The sequence below is a fragment of the Pontibacter sp. YIM B11418 genome (assembly GCF_059278805.1).
Genome location: NZ_JCAEMH010000004.1, coordinates 215624 through 230997 on the forward strand (window position 1 = coordinate 215624; position 15374 = coordinate 230997).

The 15374-nt window shown below is 49.9% G+C and carries 15 protein-coding genes; 10 read left to right on the forward strand and 5 right to left on the reverse strand.

Going from position 1 to position 15374, the window contains the following annotated elements; genetic code table 11:
• Positions 1 to 109 precede the first annotated feature (109 nt).
• The 6 genes from AC4QZR_RS11390 to AC4QZR_RS11415 all read left to right on the forward strand — a co-directional run bounded on the left by AC4QZR_RS11390 (position 110) and on the right by AC4QZR_RS11415 (position 7313).
• Complete coding sequence (locus tag AC4QZR_RS11390; RefSeq protein ID WP_494481032.1) at positions 110 to 1153, forward strand: LacI family DNA-binding transcriptional regulator; 1044 nt, start codon at positions 110 to 112, stop codon at positions 1151 to 1153.
• A gap of 577 nt (positions 1154 to 1730) precedes the next feature.
• Positions 1731 to 2651, forward strand: coding sequence for a nucleotidyltransferase family protein (locus AC4QZR_RS11395; protein ID WP_494481033.1), 921 nt, complete (start codon positions 1731 to 1733; stop codon positions 2649 to 2651).
• Positions 2648 to 3796 carry a phosphotransferase enzyme family protein gene (locus AC4QZR_RS11400; protein ID WP_494481034.1) on the forward strand — a complete coding sequence of 383 codons (1149 nt, stop codon included), beginning with the start codon at positions 2648 to 2650 and terminating at the stop codon, positions 3794 to 3796. Before AC4QZR_RS11395 ends, AC4QZR_RS11400 begins: the two co-directional genes overlap by 4 nt.
• A 4-nt stretch (positions 3797 to 3800) precedes the next feature.
• Complete coding sequence (locus tag AC4QZR_RS11405; RefSeq protein ID WP_494481035.1) at positions 3801 to 4493, forward strand: carbohydrate-binding family 9-like protein; 693 nt, start codon at positions 3801 to 3803, stop codon at positions 4491 to 4493.
• Positions 4494 to 4540: 47 nt separating this feature from the next.
• A complete protein-coding gene (locus tag AC4QZR_RS11410; RefSeq protein WP_494481036.1) occupies positions 4541 to 5974 on the forward strand; it encodes a Gfo/Idh/MocA family protein in 1434 nt (477 codons plus the stop codon).
• A gap of 271 nt (positions 5975 to 6245) precedes the next feature.
• On the forward strand, positions 6246 to 7313 hold the full coding sequence (locus AC4QZR_RS11415) for a LacI family DNA-binding transcriptional regulator (protein WP_494481037.1): 1068 nt from the start codon (positions 6246 to 6248) through the stop codon (positions 7311 to 7313).
• Between the two features lie 393 nt (positions 7314 to 7706).
• On the opposite strand, the gene AC4QZR_RS11420 is transcribed toward AC4QZR_RS11415, so the two are convergent.
• Together AC4QZR_RS11420 and AC4QZR_RS11425 are read right to left on the reverse strand one after the other, a co-directional pair.
• The gene (locus tag AC4QZR_RS11420) at positions 7707 to 7943 is read right to left on the reverse strand and encodes a DUF1016 N-terminal domain-containing protein (RefSeq protein ID WP_494481038.1); all 237 of its coding nucleotides are present in this window, start codon (positions 7941 to 7943) and stop codon (positions 7707 to 7709) included.
• A 21-nt stretch (positions 7944 to 7964) separates the two neighbouring features.
• Complete coding sequence (locus AC4QZR_RS11425; protein WP_494481039.1) at positions 7965 to 8255, reverse strand: helix-turn-helix domain-containing protein; 291 nt, start codon at positions 8253 to 8255, stop codon at positions 7965 to 7967.
• 515 nt (positions 8256 to 8770) lie between these two features.
• Between AC4QZR_RS11425 and AC4QZR_RS11430 the strand changes: the two genes are divergently transcribed.
• The 3 genes from AC4QZR_RS11430 to AC4QZR_RS11440 all read left to right on the forward strand — a co-directional run bounded on the left by AC4QZR_RS11430 (position 8771) and on the right by AC4QZR_RS11440 (position 11511).
• Positions 8771 to 9235, forward strand: coding sequence for a JAB domain-containing protein (locus tag AC4QZR_RS11430; RefSeq protein ID WP_494481040.1), 465 nt, complete (start codon positions 8771 to 8773; stop codon positions 9233 to 9235).
• Between the two features lie 77 nt (positions 9236 to 9312).
• The gene (locus AC4QZR_RS11435) at positions 9313 to 10257 is read left to right on the forward strand and encodes an ArdC family protein (RefSeq protein WP_494481041.1); all 945 of its coding nucleotides are present in this window, start codon (positions 9313 to 9315) and stop codon (positions 10255 to 10257) included.
• Positions 10258 to 10554: 297 nt separating this feature from the next.
• Complete coding sequence (locus AC4QZR_RS11440) at positions 10555 to 11511, forward strand: DUF8464 domain-containing protein (protein ID WP_494481042.1); 957 nt, start codon at positions 10555 to 10557, stop codon at positions 11509 to 11511.
• A 357-nt stretch (positions 11512 to 11868) separates the two neighbouring features.
• Here the strand turns inward: AC4QZR_RS11440 and AC4QZR_RS11445 are convergent, their stop codons facing one another.
• On the reverse strand, positions 11869 to 12855 hold the full coding sequence (locus AC4QZR_RS11445) for a helix-turn-helix transcriptional regulator (protein ID WP_494481043.1): 987 nt from the start codon (positions 12853 to 12855) through the stop codon (positions 11869 to 11871).
• Between the two features lie 125 nt (positions 12856 to 12980).
• Between AC4QZR_RS11445 and AC4QZR_RS11450 the strand changes: the two genes are divergently transcribed.
• Positions 12981 to 13319 carry a YegP family protein gene (locus tag AC4QZR_RS11450; RefSeq protein ID WP_494481044.1) on the forward strand — a complete coding sequence of 113 codons (339 nt, stop codon included), beginning with the start codon at positions 12981 to 12983 and terminating at the stop codon, positions 13317 to 13319.
• A 600-nt stretch (positions 13320 to 13919) separates the two neighbouring features.
• Here AC4QZR_RS11450 and AC4QZR_RS11455 read toward each other — a convergent pair.
• A complete protein-coding gene (locus AC4QZR_RS11455) occupies positions 13920 to 14444 on the reverse strand; it encodes a transposase (RefSeq protein ID WP_494481258.1) in 525 nt (174 codons plus the stop codon).
• A 382-nt stretch (positions 14445 to 14826) separates the two neighbouring features.
• Entirely contained in the window at positions 14827 to 15165 is a 339-nt protein-coding gene (locus AC4QZR_RS11460) for a transposase (protein WP_494481045.1), read from the reverse strand.
• Positions 15166 to 15374 lie beyond the last annotated feature (209 nt).

Below are 15374 nucleotides of genomic sequence, written 5' to 3' on the forward strand. Positions count from 1 at the left end.
AGAGTCGCTATAACAAGTATTCTTGCTACAAAACAATATTAATCCCGGCTTACTGCTTTACATTGCCACGCATTATGTCTATTTTTAAAGAGTACTACGCTTCGATTACATGACTGGCAAACCGACAACGATAAAGGAAATTGCTAAAATTCTTAACATCTCTACCTCTACGGTGTCAAGGGCTCTAAATGACCATCCTACCATAGGCATGGCCACCCGCTTAAAGGTAAAGAAGCTCGCTAAGGAGCTTAATTATGAGCGAAACCAAACAGCTATTTTCTTTCAACAAGGCAAAACCTACACGATCGGCGTCATTCTGCCAGAGCTTTCGGAAGCCTTTTTCTCGGCTGCCATCAGCGCAATAGAAGACACTGCTTATAAGCGGAACTATACCGTGTTACTGGCACAGTCACATGACGACGAACAAAAGGAGAAACAACTGGTGGAGAAAATGAAACACCATCGGGTGGATGGCCTGTTGGTTTCTGTTTCCAAGAACACATCCTCATTTGAGCATTTTGACAGCCTTAGCCAATACAACATACCTGTCGTGTTTTTTGACAGGATCCCGCCGAAAGAAAATATACATTCGGTCTCATGCAACATGGTCACCGGAACCATTGAGGCAGTCACTTACCTCTTAAAGAAAGGACACCGCGCCATCGGGATGATCAACGGGCCTGATACACTTTACGCCAGCACCGAGAGGCGGGAGGGCTACATCAAAGCAATGTTAAAGAACAGACTGAAATTTGATCCATCCCTGGTCGTGGACTGTGACTTGACTGAGAAGGGAGCCCAAAACGCACTCGATCAGCTGCTAGCGAATAAGCGCAAGGTGACTGCTGTGGTCACTTTCAATGATTACGTGTGGCTTTATGCTTTAAATCATGCCAGGAAGCTCGGCATAAGAATTAATGAAGAACTGGAGTATGTGAGCTATGCCAACCTGCCCATGACGAATTACATGTCGCACGCTCCTTTGGCCTCTGTAGAGCAATTCCCCTATCATCAGGGGCAGCGGGCGACGGAGATTCTCATGGACCTGCTATCATCTAAAGGAACGGACCATAAAAAGTCACAGGCATATTATAAGGTCATGATAGCGTCCCAACTTGTAGAAAACCTGAAGGAAGAGCACCATTTTCAGTAGTTAAACCCCTTAAGATCTTTCACGGCATCTGCTATAGCGGTAACCTCAGGCACCACCATGCCTAGCTATGAACCCTTTCAGGATTTCGGATTCACAAACACAATACCAGGCTGCTCTCCTGCCTGCTGGTTCAGGTAAAACTTGCCAGGCGTCCCTTGAATCCTGCTATGGGCTGGCCTGCAGGCACTGTCTTCCTTTCTTATACCTTGCTTGGAAGGGGTTCGAAACCCTTGCGCACTCCTGACCTACCATTAAAAGACGTGACAGACGAAATTGAACCAACTGCCTGTAGCATGAGGTGTGTTATCGAACAAACGTACTGCGTGTTCGTAAACATTATAAAATTTTTCTTGCTTTGTATAGTCTTCATTTCTACTTTTAGTGACTGTTGGCGTGAAAGCACTAGCTACTGGATTAATGGAGGCGATCCTGTTCCCTCTGGTTGGCCGAACAGCAGTCTTTTTACAACAGTACGCAGCTGTGGCTTTCTGTCAGGCAGCTTTTTCATACTGGGTGAATTCCCTACCTGTGATTAGCCTCAACTAGGCGGGGCGTCACGACACCTAATTTCTATTACATGCAGAAACGTCCCACTTTACTGGTTTTAGCAGCGGGTATGGCCTCCAGATATGGCAGCTTGAAACAGCTGGATGGCTTCGGGCCCAATGGAGAAACGATCATCGACTACGCTATCCACGATGCTGTAAAGGCTGGGTTTGGCAAGATCCTCTTCGTCATCCGGCAATCGATAGCCGAGGAATTCAAGGCCGTCATGCGGCACAGGGTACCCAACCATGTTCCCGTTGGATACGTGACACAGGAGCTTGACATGCTGCCAACAGGGTATAGCGTCCCCGAAGGGAGGGAAAAGCCATGGGGTACAGGCCATGCGGTATGGGTAGCCTCCTCTCACATAGACGAACCCTTTGCTGTTATCAACGCGGACGACTTTTATGGCTATGAGTCGCTCAGCATGACCGTTGAATTCTTAAACAACAGCACAGATTGCCAGGAGCACGGGCTGATCGGATTCCAACTCGCAAACACACTTTCTGAACATGGAAGTGTATCCCGTGGCATCTGTAGTGTTGCCCCCGATGGCTCCCTTGCTTCCCTAACAGAACTAACCAAAATCGTACGTACAGACAGCGGCGAAATTCTGGTGCAGGATGAAGACGCATCCCATAAGCAGTTGCAGGGCAATGCTATGGTGTCTATGAACCTGATGGCGTTTAAGCCAAACATATTCTCATATTTTGAGAAGTACCTCAAGGAGTTCCTGCATGAGAAAGGGCGCGACCTGAAGGCAGAGTTTTACTTGCCGGCAGTGGTCAATAAAATGATCGCTGCTGGTGAAGCTCGGGTTAGGGTAATACCAACTCCCGAGAAATGGTTTGGAGTGACTTATCCAGCTGATAAATCAACAGCTATGCAACGCATCAATAGCCTGGTGGAAGCCAAGGTCTATCCTGAGAATTTATGGGAGACAACACAATGAAAGATAACACGGAAGCCGCATCCAACTTCGATAACGTTCTTTCTCATTTTGCCATAGAGGGGAATGTTGCCAGTATAACACCCTATGGTTCAGGCCATATCCATGACACTTACTATGTCAAGAACCAGGTACCAACTGCTCCTGATTATCTTTTGCAGCGCATTAACCACCATGTGTTCAGGAATGTACCGCAGCTAATGCAAAACATTGAACAGGTTACTGCTCACCTGAGGAAGAAGCTGGATGCCATGCCAGGCAAGCAGTCAGACCGGGAAGTGCTAACACTTATTCCGACGCATCAACACGCCATGTATCATCAGGACCAGGTTGGCAACTATTGGCGCCTTTACCTTTTATTGCAAGGCACACGCAGCTACGATGTAGTTGAAAACGCGCAGCAGGCTTATGAAGGTGGTAAAGCCTTTGGACGCTTTCAGGCACTGCTTGCTGATATGAATGCCCGCTTACTACACGAATCCATACCTGACTTTCATAATGTAGAGTATCGGCTGAAGCAGTTTGAAACAGCCCTCGAGAAAAATATGGCCGGCAGAGTAAAAGAGGTTCTGCCTGAAATTCAGTTTGTCAGGCAGCGTGCGCATGCCATGGCGGCGATCATCAGGCTTGGCCGTGAAGGGAGTTTACCACTACGTATCACACACAACGACACTAAGTTTAACAACGTGCTGTTCGACAGCCAGGACAAAGCACAGTGCGTAATTGATCTGGATACCGTCATGCCGGGGTTCGTAGCCTATGACTTTGGGGATGCCATCCGAACCACTGCCGTCACCACGCCTGAGGACGAAAAGGATTTAAGCAAAATAGATATTGATCTTAACCTGTTCTGTAGCTTTACCCAGGGTTTTCTGGAAGAGACGCATCATTCATTGACCGACCAGGAGATAGACTCCTTGTCGGTCGGAATCACCTTGCTCCCTTTCATCATGGGCCTCCGCTTCCTGACAGACTACATTGATGGAGATCACTATTATAAGGTGCATTTCCCGGCGCATAACCTGCAACGGTGCAGAGCACAATTCCGGCTAGTCGAGGTTCTTGAAGAAAAGTCCGAATTGCTTCAGGGGATAATAGAGGGAATTCTCGCCTCGTGTCGTCAAATGGTTTCACAACGACCTGGATAAAGCTATGAACCATATACAGATCCCCTTCCTCCACCACCTGCAACAGGACAGTTTGCTGAAACTGATTTCCCTTGAACTGGATAAGCTACCCCAGCAACAGATCAGCAACTCCCTTGGGCTATCTACTGACGAAAAACCAGACGCGGCTTTTGCTATTGCTTATAGTGGCGATTGCATCTTCCTGAAGTATTATGTTCGTGAGGCCTCTGTGCAGGCCAGGTACCGGAATACCCATGACCCGGTATACAAGGATAGCTGTGTTGAGTTTTTTATCTCTTTTCAGGGAGAGAACGAGTACTATAATCTGGAATTTAACTGTCTGGGCACATGCCGTGCAGGCTTTGGTCCTGACCGTCACAACAGGAAGCTACTGCACCCAGACACGGTCTCTAAAATAAGACGCTTTGCCAGCCTGCGGGCTGGAAACACCACATCGCCACTTAAAACCTGGCACCTCACACTGGCTATACCTGTATCCGCATTCACCGAGCATAGCTTTACCAGTCTGGAAAAGGTGCAGGCCAGCGGTAACTTCTATAAATGTGGAGACGAATTACCCGTCCCCCATTTCCTGGCTTGGAATCAGCTGCAGACTCCGACACCAAACTTTCACTTGCCAGCGTTCTTCGGAAGCTTGCAGTTTCTGACGACGGAGTATCAAGAGGAGGGGGGACTACACCAGCCTTCATTTTTTTAAAGCATAAACAACCTTAAAACATATCATCTGGACTTAAAGAGATCACCATGAGTAACAATCGCAGAGAATTCCTCAAACTAACTGGTCTGGCTGGCATTGGTCTGGCGGGAACCGGTCTTTTGGGCGGCTGTGCTACAGCAGCCATCCCAGCAGGTACTGACCAGGCACAAAAACAGGCAGGTCGCTCCCATACCCAGCAATTCAACATGTCCGGCTACAGGGCGCCTAAGCTTGACAAAGTACGGGTAGGGTATATAGGGCTGGGCATGAGAGGCCCGGGTGCCGTAATGCGCATGAACCGAATTGAGGGGGTAGAGATCAAAGGTCTCTGCGATCTGGTACCGGAAAAAGTACAGGCAGTACAAAAGAAGCTAGCTGACAGCAGCACCAACCATAATCCGACTTCATACGCAGGCAGCGAGGATGCCTGGAAAAAGATGTGTGAACGTGATGATATTGACCTGATCTACATCGCTACCCCATGGGACACACATACGCCCATGGCATTGTATGCGATGGAACAGGGCAAACATGTGGCAGTAGAAGTGCCTGCTGCCCTGACAATAGAAGAATGCTGGCAGTTAGTTGAGACCTCTGAGCGTACCAAAAAACACTGCATGATGCTGGAGAACTGCTGCTACGATTTCTTTGAAATGCTCACCCTGAATATGGCCCGGCAGGGTTATTTCGGGGAAATCATTCATGGTGAGGGAGCCTACATCCACCAGCTGCTGGACCTGAACTTCTCTAAAAAGGGCTACGAAAACATGTGGCGCCTGAAAGAAAACATGACCCGGAATGGCAACCTCTACCCCACGCACGGCCTGGGCCCAATCTGCCAGATCATGAACATCAACCGGGGCGATGCTATGGACTATCTGGTATCGGTATCGACCGATGATTTCCAGATGTACGAGGAGGCAAAGCGATTGGCTGCGAAGGACTCCTTCTTTACGCCTTACGTGCAGGACACTTATCGTGGCAACATGAACACGACCACCATCCGCACCAAGAAAGGAAAAACCATGATGATTCAGCACGACGTGACGACGCCGCGCCCTTACTCACGAATCCACCTGGTGAGTGGCACCAAGGGCATTGCCCGCAAATGGCCGGAAAAGAAAATCGCCACAGGGCACAACGGATGGCTTAAGCCGGAGGAGTTTAAGGCGGTAGAAGAGCAATACACCCCGGAGATCATCAAGAAACTGGGCGAAATGGCAAAAAAAATCGGCGGCCACGGTGGCATGGATTTCCTGATGGAATGGCGCCTGATCGACTGCCTGCGTAACGGACTGCCACTGGATCAGGATGTATATGATGCTGCTTCCTGGACAGCGGTTGGCCTGTTGAGCGAATGGTCGGTGGCTAACCGCTCCAACTCCATCGATGTTCCTGATTTTACAGCGGGCGCCTGGCAGAAAAATGCACCGGTAGACATATCGCTGCAGGGGGCAGGCACCACAAATGTCAGAATCTGACAGTACACCCGGCCTTAGCGCTTTCTGTCAGCTGTCACCTGTAAAAAGCGCTAAGGCTATTGGTAGATTGGAGAACGACGGTACTTGGCTCTATTGGAGCCAGGCACCGTCATTCTTTTTTGTTGGGTAACCGGTATCGCTGTTATAGCAAAACTGTATGCGCTGATTATGAATTTAAATTAATATTTTTGAGTCAGGGAAGTGAAAGCAGGTTCACTGATAACAGGCACCTTCCTGACTAGGGTAAGTGTTCAATTGGATAGTGTAGCACGTGGGTAATCAAATCGTCAGAATAAAGGATATAGCTGAGAAAGCAAACGTATCGACAGGCACCGTGGACCGCGTGCTTCACAACCGGGGTCGTGTGGCTGAAGAAGTGCGGGAGCGGGTACTTAAAATAGCGGAAGAACTTAACTACACCCCCAACATCATAGCCAGGGCCCTTGTCACCAATAAAATCTACAACATTGCCGCACTTATACCTGACCCGGCTGTTGACCGGTACTGGCAGGCCCCGCAGGCTGGTGTTGAAAAAGCTGAAAAAGAACTACACCAATACGGCATTCGTGTCACTCGGTACATTTTTGATCCTTTCGATGCAAGCTCCTTTGTAAAAGAGGCGGACAAGGCATCTGAGTCAAACTGTAGTGGCGTCCTGATAGCCCCTATCTTTTACCGCCAGTCCCTCTCCTACTTCAGCAAGTGGAAGAGAGACGGAATTCCATTTGTGCTGTTTAACACGCACATTCCTGCTTGTGAACCGCTCATGTATATTGGGCAGGACTCTTACCAGAGTGGGGTGCTGGCAGGTAAGCTCCTTCACTTTGGCTATAAAGGCAAGGCCACTTTTGTAGTAGCACATATCGACGAGGATATACAAAACTCCACCCACCTGATCCACAAAGAGCAGGGCTTTGTGGATTACTTTGCGGCGCAGGGTCTGGACGAGCTCATGCACGTGCTGCAGACAGACCTCCAAAGCAAGCAGCAGCAAACTATTCCGCAGCAATTAGATGAACTCTTCAAGGCCCACCCAGATATCAAAGGCATTTTTGTAACCAACTCCAAAGCCAATGTTGTAGCCGAGTACCTTTTCCAGCAGGGCCTGCAGCATGTCAACCTGGTCGGTTATGACCTGATTGAGAAGAACCTGCACTACCTGAACAGCGGCCAGATCGACTTTTTGATCAATCAGAACCCCAAAGGGCAAGGCTACTGGGGCATCCATGGATTAGCGGATCATCTGATCTTTAAGAAAAAGAATAACCCCATCAAATACCTGCCGCTGGATATTATCACAAAGGAAAACCTGCACTACTACATTGAAGCAGACATGTAGTAAAGTTTTTTGCGCGTTAGTTAATGCAATACAGACAGGAATCAGACCCTACTCCCATGCTGCCTGCCGAGGTCACTGCTGATTAACCATCATTCTTGCTTCTGCCAACAGTGACTGGTAAACTTTATTGGTAGCTGGCTTTCTTGCAAAGCCAGCTACCATGCCTTTGCTCTTACCATTTACAATACAGTTTCATATCCCAGTTTCAGGAACCTTGACGGAAGGCTTCCCTCGATGGAAGATAGTAAAGGCTTGACTTAATCTGTAGAATTAGCACATTTCTGGACCAGCCGTTCTCTATGGCTTTAGGGTTGTAGAAGAGCCGCTGCTGCCCATCCTCTACCCTAGCAACGATACCACATGGTGTGCCCAGGGCAATTGCGCAACCGGTTGTTACGTAAATACAGACCCAGGGTAAACAAAAGCAAACTGCCGCATATACAGCATGTTCCGGCAAGAGAAGCCCTGCACTTCCGGGCATTCCTTGCGTATGCCATCAGAAAGCGTCTGAATCACTTTGGATCCCCAACCCTTAGTTTGCTGCTGCGCCAGTGTGATGTTCCAATGCAACAGCACTGGCCAGTAGTCCTTGTCAGAGGAACAGGTGCGGGAGACGCAGGCACCTGTCACCCCGCTTGCCTGTAAACGCCCCTAAGGGGCAGATCCAATGTCATGCCGTCCCCGCTTTCCATTCAGGAGTTTGGTGATATCCTCTGAGCGATAGTAGTGCGTGCCCCCGACCTTGACCGAGGGCAGCGTGCCTTCCACCCGCAGCTTCTGCAGCGTGGAGGGAGAGACCTGCAGCATGCGCCGCACCTCGGCGGACTTGAGTACTTTCTTCGGCGCCTCAGCCTGCTGCTTTCCGATCAGTTTTACCAAGTCCTCCAGCAGTTGCCGGTGGGCCTGGAGCAGGTCTTGCTTGGTGATGATTTCTATAGGCATCGTTTTGCTTGTTTGGGTTACAGGTGAAAGATGTCCTGTTATCTTCCTTCCTTTTCACAACATGAGCCCTACTAGTGAAAAATTTTTTTAGCCAAAAGCCAGGGAAATATACTCCACCTGAGTTCAATATCTTATCATTTTAATCTGAATCAAGCTGTATCAGGCTTATGCACAAGCTTATTAAGCATCTTACATCCAAGGCTGATACAACTAAAACTCATCCCCACATTGGCTGAGAGGGCATAGCTATCAACAGAAGTCAAAAGAGCGATAGCTTTCCTTTAGATCCCACGCTCAAAGCCATTCCGAAGGCAAGATCCAACGTCACTTGGTTTGGCGCAAAGGTAGCCTTGCGGTCCGGACACAGGTACGCTGCGCCAAGGTCGTCCAAACAAAATGGGTATCCCTGAAGGGAGCCCTCCGCATTTTCTTTGGCTCCACCTTGCCTTTAGTCCGGCTCCGAAGGCGAGTGGGGCACCATAATCAATTTCCTCACACTTTAAAAACAAGAGATTATGGAAAAGACCGTCAACACCTTCGCCAGAGTAGCTGAGATCAAGCTCACCTACCGCAACAAAGTAAAATCCTCCGAAAGACCCCAGGTCACCTCCTCTGCCGACTCCTACCACGTGCTCAAAGCCGGCTGGGATACGGGCAAACTGGAGTTTGTCGAGCAGTTCAAGGTGCTGCTGCTCAACCGGGCCAACCGGGTACTTGGCATTTATGAAGTCTCCACGGGCGGCGTGGCCGGCACCGTGGCCGATCCCAAGCTCATCTTCGCGGCCGCCCTCAAGGCCTGCGCCTCCGGCATCATCCTCGCCCACAACCACCCTTCGGGCAACCTCAAACCAAGCGCGGCGGACCTGCAGCTGACCCAGAAAATGAAACGAGGAGGGGAGCTTCTGGACATCGTCGTCCTCGACCACATCATCCTCACCAGCGAGGGATATTACTCTCTGGCAGACGAGGGGCTCCTGTAGCCCCTCTTGCTTATGCAGGGGCCGTGAACGGCCCCTGCCTCCCTTCCATTTGTTTTCATCAATTAAAATTCAATCTTATGAACGCCTATCAGAAATTCAACCACCTGGCCGAGCAGGTGACTAGCGAAATCATCGCTGAGCTTCAGCAGGGAAAAGTCATCTGGCAAAAGCCCTGGAGTACGTACGGGCTTCCCCGAAACTACGCCTCCGGCCGCCCCTATGAGGGCTTCAACGCCTTCTACCTCCACCACGTCACCGAGAAAAACAATTACACGGCGCCCTACTTTCTCACGTTTAAGCAGGCCCGGGAAATGGGTGGCCGTGTCCGGAAGGGCCAGAAAGGCACCCCCATCGTCTACTGGAAGATCTATGAGGCGAAAGAGAAGGACCAGACAGTAGATCAGACGGCCGAAGGTCAAGGCCATCCCTGCAGAAGGTTCATCCCCTTCCTCTGGACCGTCTTCAACATCGACCAGGTGGAGGGCGTGGACTTCCAGCTGCCCACCATGCCCAAACGGTCCGGGCCACAGATACTCGAAGCCTGCCAGCACGTGGTGGACAGCTTCCCCCAGCCTAGCCCTAAGGTCCTGCACGGCGGCGCGCAGGCTTACTACGCGCCAGTCAAGGACACTGTGCAGATGCCGGACCCTGGGCGCTTCCTCACTCCCGAGGCCTACCACGCCACGCTCTTCCACGAGCTGATCCACGCCACGGGCCACCACGCTCGTCTCAACCGTTTCTCAGAAGATGAAAAGGCCAGCCGCTTCGGGGACGAGGCCTACAGCAAAGAGGAGCTCGTCGCCGAGATGGGCGCCAGTTTCCTCTGCGCCATCACCGGTATAAAGGAGGCCGTGTTCCAGAACTCGATAGCCTACCTGCAAGGCTGGATCAGCCGGCTCCGGGAGGACAACACGATGATCATCTATGCCGGCAACAAGGCCTTCAAAGCGGCCAGCTATATCCTAGATCTGAAAGCCGAACAAGTCAAAGGGGCAACACTTGCAGATAAGCAGGCTGCTTAGGGAAAGCAAAGGGCTGTCCAGTAAAGCGGATAGCCCTTTACCATCCTATTTATTCGACTCAAATAAACGATACAAATGAGCCGAATAAACTATTTAATCGGCTCATTTAAACTTAAAGGCGCGTGCATAAATTTCCCCAACTGTGTATGGCCTTGTGAAAAAATTAAGTACTGCCTCTCTACCTTTAAAAGGAGTCAAGAACATGAAACACAAAGGACTTTCTCTGGCTGTCATGCTCTCCAAAGAACGGCAGCTACACAACGAAAGCGCTTTCACACCTGCAAAAGATAAGAAACGATGAACATTCAACAGATCAACAACGAAATCGCCATTACCGATTTCCTGGCCAGCCAGAACATCCAGCCCGCCTACAAAAGGGGCTGCGACTGGTGGTACATCTCCCCGGTGCGGATGGCCGAGCGCACCCCCTCCTTCAAGGTCAACACGCAGCTGAACCGCTGGTACGACCACGGCTGCGGGGAGGGCGGCAAGGTCTTTGACCTGGCCATGCGCCTCCACCGCACCGCCTCCATCCGGGAGGTCATCCAGCTCCTTTCCGGACAGACTATTACTTCAACAGCAGCATTTAACCTGAGTATACAGTCAACAGGGAAACGAGCCGAGGGAGAAGTTCCCCCTCTCTCACCAGCGCCCTTCAATAGTATCAAAGTGCTGGCGGCAAAGCCGCTGGAGGAGAACAGCCCGCTGGCAGACTACCTCGGGCAGCGGGGTATCAGCCTCCAAACGGCACATCCCTACTGCCGGGCGGTCAGCTTTGCCATCGGCTCCAGGCATTATCAAGCCATCGGGTTTCAAAATCGCTCGGGCGGTTACGAGCTGCGCAATAGCTGGTTCAAGGGCTCCTCCTCCCCCAAGGACATCACCTACATCCCTGGCGGCGCGGGCACCGTCTGCCTGCTGGAGGGTTTCATGGATTTTCTCTCCCTCCTCGAGCTTCGGCCACGCCTCTCGACTAGCTCCAGCTTCCTGGTTCTCAACTCCCTTACACAGCTAGGCAAGAGCTTGGACATACTCGGCCGGCACCGGCGGGTACTCCTCTTCCTGGACTTTGATCAGGCAGGTAGAATGGCAAGTGAGCGGCTGCTCCAGTCAGTGCCGAACTGCCGGGACCTCTCCTCCCTCTACCAAAACTACAAGGATGTGAACGAGCTGTTGGTGGCAAAGCCGCATCAGGCAAAACGGCTGCTACAAGGATTTGGCACTTGGAAAGGAGCTAAGAGGAAGGGGCTTTAAGCGCAGGGAGCAAGTTTGTGTTTTGTCATGTAGGGAGCCAAACTTTCCACATAACATATTCAAATATCAATACAATTTTAAACACAGCGAACATCCAAATCCCCTGCTCTCCGAGCTTCCTGGTGTCTATTATAATATAATTTATTTCTTTTATGTACTTAACTCAAGCATAAAACGAGAAAGATGAACTCTTCTGCTCCGTAGTCAATTTCCTAAATTAGGATTAAAGCCTTCCTTACCAAAATCTAGGAGGGTGATAGTAGGGCATGATTAAATCAAGACTCATTGACTTCTTATAAATCTACCTTAAGTGTAAAAAGACTGTACCATAACTGAACTATGAAGGCTACTACTTGACTAGTAGTCCTGATACTGCTTTTTACATGCATCAAGTGTTTGTCGAATCTTCTGTTTTAGTGTTTCTGGCGCGATCACCCTCACTTCCTTCCCGAAGCTAAGTATAGTGGCTTCCAGCTCATAATTAAGCACAACTTTCAGCTTTATCCTAACTTCTTTGTCATCATCAATCAGAAGTTCTTGGGAGCTATGTAAATATTGCGTTTTCACATAGTTGCCGTCATAAGGCGAGAAGGAAAGCACAACCTCCTCCACCTGGCCCTCTTCCTGAGAAATACCTATGGCATTCTTGAAGTACAATTCAGGCTTGAAGTCTGCTTTCTCCATGTAAGGTACCTTCAGCGCACTTTCAAGATTGTGTATGCGGTCCAAGGCAAACTTTCTCAGGCTATCTGTCTCATGCTGCAACCCAACTAAATACCACCTATTACGATACTCTTTGAGCAGGTAAGGACTAATAGTGCGGTTCTTTGGGTGTACATCCTCAAACTTTCTATAAGAGAGCCTAATTGGGTATCTGTTTCTGATTGCTTCAATGAGTACATCAAGATATTCGTTTCCTTTAACATATGGAGCCTTCTCAAAATCAATAAACCCCGTATTTGCTCCAAGTTGGCGAGAACTAACTTGCTGGACCAGGTTAATTACCTTGTTCACGGTGGATGCGAACTCACTGAAAAGAGCCATGTGCCTGTACTGCCCAAGAGTAGCTGCTGCCGTAGCAAGTGCGTTCAGCTCTACCTCACTTAAAGGAAGGTTTTCAATAGTATACTCCGGATCAGTGTAATAATAGCCATTCTCTTTTTTGCTATAAGCTATTGGGGCATTATAGTTAAGCTGTGAGCAGTAACGCATCAGGTAGATGTCGCCATCAAGCGTCCTCTCACTTATCGTGATATCTTTTGCTTCGCTAATTTTGTCTATCAGTTCCTTCTTGGACCAATACTTTCTACCCTTTCTCCTCAGGCACTCATTGATGAGCCGCAAGCGCACGATCGCATGCTTAGATTTCGGCATAAGCAGATATTTTTCAACAAGTTAAATATTTTTAGAAGAACGCAAAAAGATTGCGTTCACCTGCAATAGCTTTGTTATAAACCAAAGGAAAATATATGGCAAGCAACCCAAAATTCCAGGTGTTCAAGAGCACCTCCAACAATCAGTACTACTATAGACTTCGCTCCCGGAACGGGGAAATCATCCTTAATGGAGAAGGCTATACAACAAAGCAGTCTTGCTTGAATGGCGTTGCGGCTGTCAGGGCAAACGCACCCTATGATTCCCGTTATGACAGAAGAGACAGCTGGAACAATTATACCTTTAACCTCAAAGCCAGCAATGGCGAGATCATTGGGAGAAGCGAGAACTACACAACGCGTTCAGCGCGCGAGGGAGGCATCGAGGCCGTTAAAAGAGACGCTCCGGGCGCCCCTATTGAAGACATCTCATAAACATCTTGTGAGGTTAACCTACAATGCCACCTTGTGAAGCCTATGGCTAACAAGGTGGCATTGTAGTATTGAATGTAAAGGGTGTGCCCGTTCTGTGCCATTGTTTCTTCTGATGATAAAGCATTTGTCTACCTTCTCCGTTATCATATACTGCTGCCGAGGGCTACTATTGGCGGGTCCGGCATGAAGTCTTCCGGTTCCGCTGCTACTGTTAGACACTAGGCGCTCTTTGCGCTTTTCTCCACTGCTCACACCGCCAGCTACACGCCCTTTGCCCCTGCTTTACTCTCACTACTTTCCTTTTCCGGCCGAGCTTGTGTTCTCATCTGCACCGTATGCTCACTTTCATCATAAAACAGGAGTAGATAACACGCTACAATCACTAACGCCTCAGAAGCCTGCCCCCTCCTGCGGCAGGGAAAACGCGCTGCGGTCTGGTACAGCGAGCAAGATGTATTTTTGCATGCAAAAAGCCTTCCACGGGTGTCGGCCCCTGTGGAGCTTACCTCGGAACTCGGCGCTTCTCTTTCTTTAGGTTGGCAAAGGAGCAGCAGGATATGCAGCCTCCCCAAACAGCGACAAACCTTCTTGGCCTGCACCCTACTGCACAGGCACCTCCTTTCCATTCTTGTCAGGATAATGGTTTTTCCAGTGCCTCTTCAGCTCGCCGGTCCTGCCGTGCGCCTCCACAGGCGTGAGCATGGCCACGCTTGAGTGTGGGCGCTGATAATTGTAGATGCTCACTGCCGTGGCCACGGCTAGTTGGGCCGCCGCGAAGCCGGGGTACACCGTCTCCAGGAGCTCCTGCTTGAGGACGCCATTCACCCGCTCGGCCAGCGCATTCTCCAGCGGGTCGCCGCTTTGGGTCATGGAGATGGCGATGCGCCGCTCCTGCAGCAGCCTCACATACCCTTGGCTGCAGTACTGGATACCCCTATCAGAGTGATGGGTCAGATAGCCTTGCATGGGGCAGTTGGCAAGGACCATCTCCAAAGCCCGAATGCATCCCCGGGCCGCAAGATCTCCGCTTAGGTAAAAACTGACGATCTTGCGGCTGTAAGCATCGGTGACCAGGCTCAGATAGGCAAAGCCTTCCTCCAAGTGAATATAGGTGATGTCACTCACCAAAGCTGCCCGGCTGCCTTGGGCACAAACCCGACAGTCAGGTTCTCGTATTTGCGCAGCCAGTGATTAGAGAAAGTAGTTTGAGTCTTGGAGCGCCTTCGCTTCCTGATTAGCAGATCGCGCCCACGCAAGAGTTTGGAAAAGGCGTCTCGACCTATTGCAATGCCATGGGCAGCCATAAAAGGTGACATCATTACCAGCATTTTGCGCGCCCCCAGCCGCTTCTGAGAGCTACGTATTCGCAGTGCCTCCTGCACCAGCAAGTCCTCTTGCAGCGCTTGCTGCTGCCTTGTTTTGAGATGTTGGTAATACGCCTGGCTACTGTAACCAAACAAGCGGCAAAGCACTCCAACTACTTGGAAGGGCGTTCTTTGCTCCACTCTCAGGATTGCCTGGTACCAGACTTTTTTAAGATGGGAGTGCCGAGCTCCTCCTGGGCTATCTTGATCACTTCCAAAAGCACCTCCTTTTCAAGCCTTACCTTGCGCAGCTCGGCCTGGAGTTCCTTCACGTCAGTGGGAAGGGGGGCATCTGTTTGCAAATCCGGAGAGAGCTTGACGCTCTTGAATTTTGGTGGACTCTTCATCTGGCCTTGGTGTTTGAGAACCCAAAGGCGGATCTGGTAAAAGTTGATGCCGTGTTTCTCCCCCAGTCTACGGTACCTCCGCCCGCCCAGGAGGTACTCGGCTACGATACGTTCTCTTAATTTTCTTTCCTGCATTTTTGTCGACTTAGTGTCAACCTATTCAGGACAAGACAAATATCGGATTCCTTTATCTGGTAGACAATACCACTGAATTCCCATGGAATATCCTTTCCTGCCTTGGCATGTAGAGGCGCGTGAGGATTATTAAATTATTATTAAATAAAGAACATAGTGAAGTATAATAAGTAATTAATATATTTAATGGTTAGTCTTCCCCAGTTATA